Raw genomic sequence first — 6890 nt, 5'->3', positions numbered from 1 at the left:
CGCGCGCCATTAGCTCAATTGGCAGAGCAGCTGACTCTTAATCAGCGGGTTCGGGGTTCGAGTCCCTGATGGCGCACCACCACCGATCGGGCCGTCCGCATGGCGGGCGGCCCGAGCCGTGCCGGTCGAGAGCCGGCGCGGCGGGCGGGCCCGGTCTCCTCGCGGAGAGCGGCGGTCCTGGCCGCTGGTAGTGTTCCCTCTCGCGCGCCATTAGCTCAATTGGCAGAGCAGCTGACTCTTAATCAGCGGGTTCGGGGTTCGAGTCCCTGATGGCGCACCCTTCCTGACCAGGCCGTCCACCCTCGTGGTGGGCGGCCTTCGTCGTCCGGGCCGTCCGGCGGAGCCGTCCCTCCGCGCTCCGCTCGTGCCGGACGCCTGCGCGCGCCTGTCGCCCGCCGCAACCGTCGCCGTCCGTTTCGCCGGAGTTCGCCCGGCACCGACCTCGTGTTCACCCCCGCCGGGAAGGGTCCGGTGCGGGCGTCGTCGCCGCTCGGCAGCGTCGCCCGTCGACCCGTTCGCCACGGAAGGGAACCACGATGGACACGTCCGTGCCCACGCACAGGACTTCGAGACGCGCCGAGAGACGCACCGAGAGACGGGCCGACGGCGGGGCGCGGCGCCGCGCCGCGGTCGCCGGGGCGCTCGGCACGGTGCTCGTCGCCGGCCTGCTCGCGCCCGGCGCCGCCGCCGCGACCGCCCCGGGAACCTCCCCGACCCTCGACCGGACGACCGCCCGGACCACCGGGGCCGCCCCGGAGACGCGGCCCGTGCTGAGCCCGACGACCGGCACGTTCCTCGACGGCACGGTGCGCGTCGCGGCCGACCCCGTCCGCGCGGGCGACGCCGTCACGGCGCTCGCGGTCGACGGCACCGCCCTCGACGCCTCCGTGACGCCCGCGACCGCGCGCCTGCTGTTCGACGTCGGGAGCAACTCGATCGAGAAGCGCTACGGCAGCCACGTGCTCGTCAACGGCGAGCGCCTCGAGCTCGACCGGGACATGGTGTCCGAGCGCGTCGCGCTCGACGTCCCCGCGCAGTGGCTCGTCCCGGGCGAGAACCGGGTGCGGTTCGTCGTCGGCGCGGTCACGACGTCGTGCGGGACGAACTACGACGACTACGACCTCACCGACGTGTCCCTCGAGCTCCTGGGCGAGACGGCCGACGGCTCCGCCAACAGCTTCTCCTACGCGTTCGGCGACGGCTCGTGCGGCACGAACACGTCGCGCGTGCTCTCGGCGGACCTCACGTTCGACCTCGAGCAGGACCCGGCGGCCACGACCGGCCTCGCCGCGGAGCTCGACACGACGACGCTCGAGAACGGCGCCCACACGCTCACCGCGACGACCGCGTCGGGCGCGACCGCGTCGAGCGCGGTCACCGTGAACAACGGTGCCCCGGGGGCGCCCGTGATCCTCCCTGCGGACGGCGCGCTGCTGCACGGCCCGCAGACCGTGCTCGCCACGCCGCCCGCCGGGGGCGACGCTCCTGCCGGCATCGAGCTGGACGGCGCCCCGCTGCCGACGGTCGCGACGCTCGGTACCGGCTCGTCCCGGTTCGTCTTCACCGTGGGCTCGAACTCGATCGAGGCCCGCTACACGAACCACCTGCTCGTCAACGGGCAGCGGATCGACCTCGTGGACCGCGACTACGTGAGCGAGACGGTGCGGATCGACGTCCCGAACGCCTTCCTGTCGCCGGGCCGCAACGTGGTGCGCTTCGTCACGGGCACCTACCCGACGGCGTGCGGCGACAACCGCGACGACTTCGCGATCTCCGGGATCGCGCTCGACGTGACCGACGGCACGGCGACCGGCGTGGGCATCGCGCCGTCGTACTCGATGGGCGACGGCGACTGCGGCACGAGCACGACGAAGCCGCGCGAGGTCGACCTCGCGTTCGACGTGGTCCGCGACGCCGACGCGCCCGCGACGGGCCTGCGGGCCGACGTCGACACGACGACGCTCGCCGACGGCGAGCACACGATCACGTCGGCGACCGCCGCGGGTGCGGCCGCGCGCCGGACGGTGACCACCGACAACACCGGTCCCGCGATCGTGTCCAGCACGCCGGCCGCGGGCGCGGAGCTCGCGAGCGCGACGAGCCTCGCGGTCGAGCTCGCGGACGCCTCCGGGGTCCTGACCGGCCCCGACGTCACGCTCGACGGCGAGCCGCTCGAGCTCGGCGCGCCCGTCGGGCCGGGTCTCGCCCCGGGCGCGCACACGCTCGTCGTCACCGCGTCGGACGTGCTCGGCAACGCGAGCACGCACGAGATCGCGTTCACGAGCCTCGGCGTGCCGGACGTCCCGACCGACCTGGCCCCGGCGCACGGCACGCGCGACGTCGCGGGGAGCGTCGACCTGTCGGCTCGTGTCGCGGCGCCCGGCGGCGGCGACGTCACCGCGACGTTCTCCCGCGCCGACGTCACCGCCCCCGCGCTCGTCGCCCAGGGCGAGTCGGCCGAGGTCCCGACGACGCTCCCGGTCGAGGGCGAGCAGCCCGCCGCGGCGGACGCGCTCGCCCCGGGCGACGACCTGACGCTCGACTCCCCGCAGAGCCGCGACGTCACCTACCAGCGCTTCGAGCTGCCCGCCACGGGCACGACCGCCGACCAGGTCGTGCGCTGGGAGGGCGTCGTCGACCCGCAGCGGCTCGCGACGCTGCACGTGTGGGACGGGGAGCGGTGGGAGCCGCTCGCGTCCGCGCGCGGTGCGGTCGAGGGCACGACGTCGCTGAGCACCGTGCTCGGCGAGGGTGCTGCGACGGACGGCACCGTGCACGTGCTCGTGACGGGCACCGACCCCTTCGCGGACGACATCGCGGCAGGCGGGTCGCGCGACGAGACCGACTTCGCGCCGCGCGACGACTACGACTTCTCGCTTGTCCACTTCACCGACACGCAGTACCTCACCGAGGGCGCGGTCGAGCAGGAGACGGCCGAGGAGCGAGCCGTCTGGGGCAAGGCCTACACCGACCTCACGCAGTGGGTCGTGGACAACGCCGAGGCGCGCGGGATCGCGTACGTGGGGCACACGGGCGACGTGAACGAGAACTACACGCGCCTGCCGGCCGACGACGCGATGGCCGCCCAGATCCGGGGCGAGTACGAGTTCTCCTCGGCCGCGCAGCAGATCCTCGACGATGCGAACATCCCCAACGGGGTCCTCGCCGGCAACCACGACAACCTCACGGGCCGGGACAACGGGCCGGGGGCGCTGTTCAACGAGTTCTACGGCCCCGAGCGCTACGAGGCCCTGTCCGCGGGGTGGGAGAACGCGTCCTACGGCGGCCCGTGGCGCGAGGGCGACAACCAGAACCACTACGACCTGTTCAGCGCGGGCGGGCTCGACTTCGTCGCCGTGTACCTGTCGTACGGGGTGACGGACGAGGAGGCCGCGTGGGCGGACGGCGTCCTCAAGCAGTTCCCCGACCGCAACGCGGTCGTCCTCACGCACGACTACCTCGTGCCGAGCTCGAACCCCGACGGTCGTGACTCCGAGATCTCGACGCCCGACGGCCGCCTCGTGCACGCCAAGGTCGTCGAGCCCAACCCGAACGTGTTCCTCGTCCTCGCGGGGCACCGGCACGGCGTGGGCATCAACGTGCGCCAGGACGTCGGGACGCCCGGCAACGGCGTCGTCGAGCTGCTCGCGGACTACCAGTTCTACGAGGTCACGGCCGAGGAGGCGGGGCTCACCGAGATCGGCGGGTACACGCCGGAGGAGGGGCTGCGGCTCGGAGCGAGCTTCCTGCGCCTGCTCCAGTTCGACGTCGACCGCTCCGAGATGATCGTCGACACCTACTCGCCGTGGCTCGAGAACTTCGGCGCCACGGAGTACGACGACGAGCACCGCTACGACGGCCGCGAGGACGACTTCACCGTCCCCGTCGACCTCACGTCGCGCGTCACGAGCCTCGCGACCGACGCCGTGTCGCTTTACGCCCCGGGCGAGGAGATCGGCCGGGCGACCGTGCCGTCGGGCGAGGTCGCGACCGTCACGTGGGACGGGCTCGAGCCGGGTGCCGTGCACGCGTGGACGGTCACGGCCACCAGCGCGGGCGGCGGCACCGCCGTGTCGCCGGTGAGCACGTTCGCCACGGCGCCCGCCGAGGACGGCCTCGTCGTCGAGACGACGGCGCGCACGCAGTGCCTCGCCGGCACGGCGTACGTCGCGGTCCGGGCCCGCAACGCGGACACCGTCCCGGCCGACATCACGCTCAGCACGCCGTTCGGGGAGCGCACCGTCACCGGCGTCCGGCCCGGCGCGTCGGCGTACCAGGCGTTCTCCGTCCGGGCGTCCGACGTCGCGGCGGGCGCCGCGCACGTCGCTGCGAGCGGGGACGGCCGGTCCTTCGCGGCCGACGTCGCGTACGACGCGCTCGCGTGCGGCTGACCCGGCGCTGACGCGCTGCCGACGCGCCGCTGACGCGGTGCCGACGGCACGAGGGCGGCCCCCGGACCGGACGGTCCGGGGGCCGCTCCGTCGCTCGCCCGGTCTGCCGGGGGAGCGGGACGGTCAGACGGCGGCCCACCCGCCGTCGCTGTGCAGGACGGCGCCCGAGACGTTGGCCGAGTCGTCCGACAGGAGCCACGTGATCGCCGCGGCCAGCTCGTCGGCGCTCGCGGCCGGCGGGACCGTCGTCGCCATGACCGGTCCGAGCCGCTCGCCCGCGTACTGCGAGCGGAAGGGCGCCTCGATGCTCGTCGCGACGGCCCCGGGCGCCACGACGTTCGCCCGCACGCCGCGGGGCGTGTAGAAGAACGCGGTGCTCTTCGTGAAGCCGACGACCGCGTGCTTGGACGTCGCGTACGCGGTGCCCGACGCCGACGCGCGCGAGCCCGCCTCCGACCCGACGTTGACGATCGAGCCCTTCCCCGTCTCGAGCATGAGGGGCAGGACCGCGCGCGTGAGGCGCATGACCGCGGTGACGTTGACGGTCATGACGAGGTCCCACGTCGCGTCGTCGAGCTCGGCGCTCGGCAGGAAGCCGTCCATGATGCCGGCGACGTTGGCGAGGGCGTCCACCCGGCCGCCCGCGGCGGCGACCACCGCGTCGATCGTGGTCTGGGCGCTCACGTCGCCCGCGACGGTCACGAGCGCGTCCGTGCCGACGTCGGCGACGAGCTTGTCGAGGCGGTCCTCCCGGACGTCGGTGGCGACGACGCGCGCGCCCTCCGCGAGCAGCCGCTCGACCGTCGCGCGGCCGATGCCGGCGCCCGCGCCGGTGACGATCGCCGTGCGGCCCTCGAACCTGCCCGGGACGTGGTTGCTGACCATGACGGCTCCCTTCCGTCCGCGCCGGCCTGCCGTCGTCCGGCGTCTGCTCCCATCCCAGCGCCCGCGCACCCGCGCGCGCGAGAGCCGATCGTCCTCGCCCGGGCGCCGGTGGTCCCGAGCGGGCGCGCGGGGGTAGGGTCGGCCTCGTGACGCACCCGTCCGTGACCCCCTGGTGGCCGGCCGCCTGACGGCCGGTGACCTCATCCGGCCGTGCCCCGACGACGTGGGCGGCCTCGGTGAACCCGGTGCGCGCGTCGTCGGCCCAGCGGCCGTCCCCTGAGCTGGAGCCGAGCATGACGACACAGCAGACCCCGTCGACGGCCCTGCCCGTCCGGTCCCTCGAGCCGACGGGCGCCGAGGTGCCCTCGACCGTCCCGACGCACTGGTACAACCTCGCGGCCGACCTCCCCGAGCCGGTGCCCCCGCACCTGCACCCGGGCACGCGCGAGCCGCTCACGCCCGACGACCTCGCGCCGCTCTTCCCGCTCGCGCTCGTGCAGCAGGAGGTGACGACGGAGCGCTACGTCGAGATCCCGCAGACGATCCGCGAGATCTACGCGCTGTGGCGGCCGTCCCCGCTCGTGCGGGCGCGGCGTCTCGAGCGGGCCCTGGGCACCCCGGCCCGGATCTACTACAAGTACGAGGGCGTGAGCCCGGTCGGCTCGCACAAGCCGAACACCGCCGTCGCGCAGGCGTACTACAACGCGCTCGAGGGCACGACGAGGCTGACGACCGAGACCGGCGCGGGCCAGTGGGGCGCCTCGCTGTCGTTCGCGGGAGCGCTGCTCGGGCTCGACGTCGAGGTGTGGCAGGTGCGCGCGTCGTACGACTCCAAGCCGTACCGGCGCGCCCAGATGGAGGTCTACGGCGGGATCTGCCACCCGTCGCCGTCGGACCTCACGGAGGCCGGGCGAGCGATGCTCGCCGCGGACCCCGAGACGACCGGCTCGCTCGGCATGGCGATCAGCGAGGCCGTCGAGACGGCCGCGAAGGACCCCGCGGCGCACTACGCGCTGGGCAGCGTGCTCAACCACGTCATGCTGCACCAGAGCGTCATCGGCCAGGAGGCGCTCGTCCAGCTCGACGAGGCCGGCGAGGGCGCGCCGGACGTGGTGTTCGGCTGCGCGGGCGGCGGGTCGAACCTCGCGGGCCTGACGTTCCCGTTCCTGGGCCGCAACCTGCGCGAGGGCACGACGACGCGGCTCGTCGCGTGCGAGCCGGCCGCGTGCCCGTCGCTCACCCAGGGCGAGTACCGCTACGACTTCGGCGACGTCGCGGGCCTCACGCCGCTGCTCAAGATGCACACGCTCGGCAAGGACTTCGTCCCGCCCGCGATCCACGCGGGCGGCCTGCGCTACCACGGCATGTCGCCGATGGTGTCGCACGCGGTCCACCTCGGGCTCATGGACGCCGTCGCCGTCGACCAGGACGAGGCGTTCACGGCCGGGACCCTGTTCGCGCGCAGCGAGGGCATCATCCCCGCCCCCGAGTCGACGCACGCCGTCGCGGCGGCGGTCGCGCACGCGCGCGCGGCGACGGAGCCCGAGGTGATCGTCCTCGGGCTGTCGGGCAACGGCGTGCTCGACCTGCCCGCGTACGCGGCGTACGTGTGAC

Annotated in this window: 3 protein-coding genes and 2 tRNA genes; 4 read left to right on the top strand and 1 reads right to left on the bottom strand. The window is 74.4% G+C overall.

The genetic code is table 11. The features are described 5' to 3' along the window. Positions 1–3 precede the first annotated feature (3 nt). From AC3WT4_RS12605 to AC3WT4_RS12595, 3 genes are all read left to right on the top strand, one after another. A tRNA-Lys gene (locus tag AC3WT4_RS12605) sits at positions 4–79 on the top strand. A gap of 125 nt (positions 80–204) precedes the next feature. After that, positions 205–277: transfer RNA gene (locus AC3WT4_RS12600), tRNA-Lys, on the top strand. Between the two features lie 259 nt (positions 278–536). Beyond that, positions 537–4391 (top strand): hypothetical protein, encoded by a 3855-nt coding sequence (locus tag AC3WT4_RS12595; protein WP_492315595.1) that lies wholly within the window; start codon positions 537–539, stop codon positions 4389–4391. Positions 4392–4514: 123 nt separating this feature from the next. Here AC3WT4_RS12595 and AC3WT4_RS12590 read toward each other — a convergent pair whose 3' ends face one another. Then, positions 4515–5276, bottom strand: coding sequence for an SDR family NAD(P)-dependent oxidoreductase (locus AC3WT4_RS12590; protein ID WP_074810658.1), 762 nt, complete (start codon positions 5274–5276; stop codon positions 4515–4517). 293 nt (positions 5277–5569) lie between these two features. Between AC3WT4_RS12590 and AC3WT4_RS12585 the strand changes: the two genes are divergently transcribed. Next, positions 5570–6889, top strand: coding sequence for a TrpB-like pyridoxal phosphate-dependent enzyme (locus AC3WT4_RS12585; RefSeq protein ID WP_492315594.1), 1320 nt, complete (start codon positions 5570–5572; stop codon positions 6887–6889). Position 6890: the final 1 nt, after the last annotated feature.

The organism is Cellulosimicrobium sp. EB106-03-01-XG111 (assembly GCF_058792115.1).
This window is presented reverse-complemented; position numbering and strand designations above follow the sequence as displayed.

Coding starts and splice junctions, on each gene's coding strand:
- AC3WT4_RS12590 (WP_074810658.1), bottom strand. CDS start 5,276: ATGGTCAGCAACCACGTCCCGGGCAGGTTCGAGGGCCGCACGGCGATC.
- AC3WT4_RS12595 (WP_492315595.1), top strand. CDS start 537: ATGGACACGTCCGTGCCCACGCACAGGACTTCGAGACGCGCCGAGAGA.
- AC3WT4_RS12585 (WP_492315594.1), top strand. CDS start 5,570: ATGACGACACAGCAGACCCCGTCGACGGCCCTGCCCGTCCGGTCCCTC.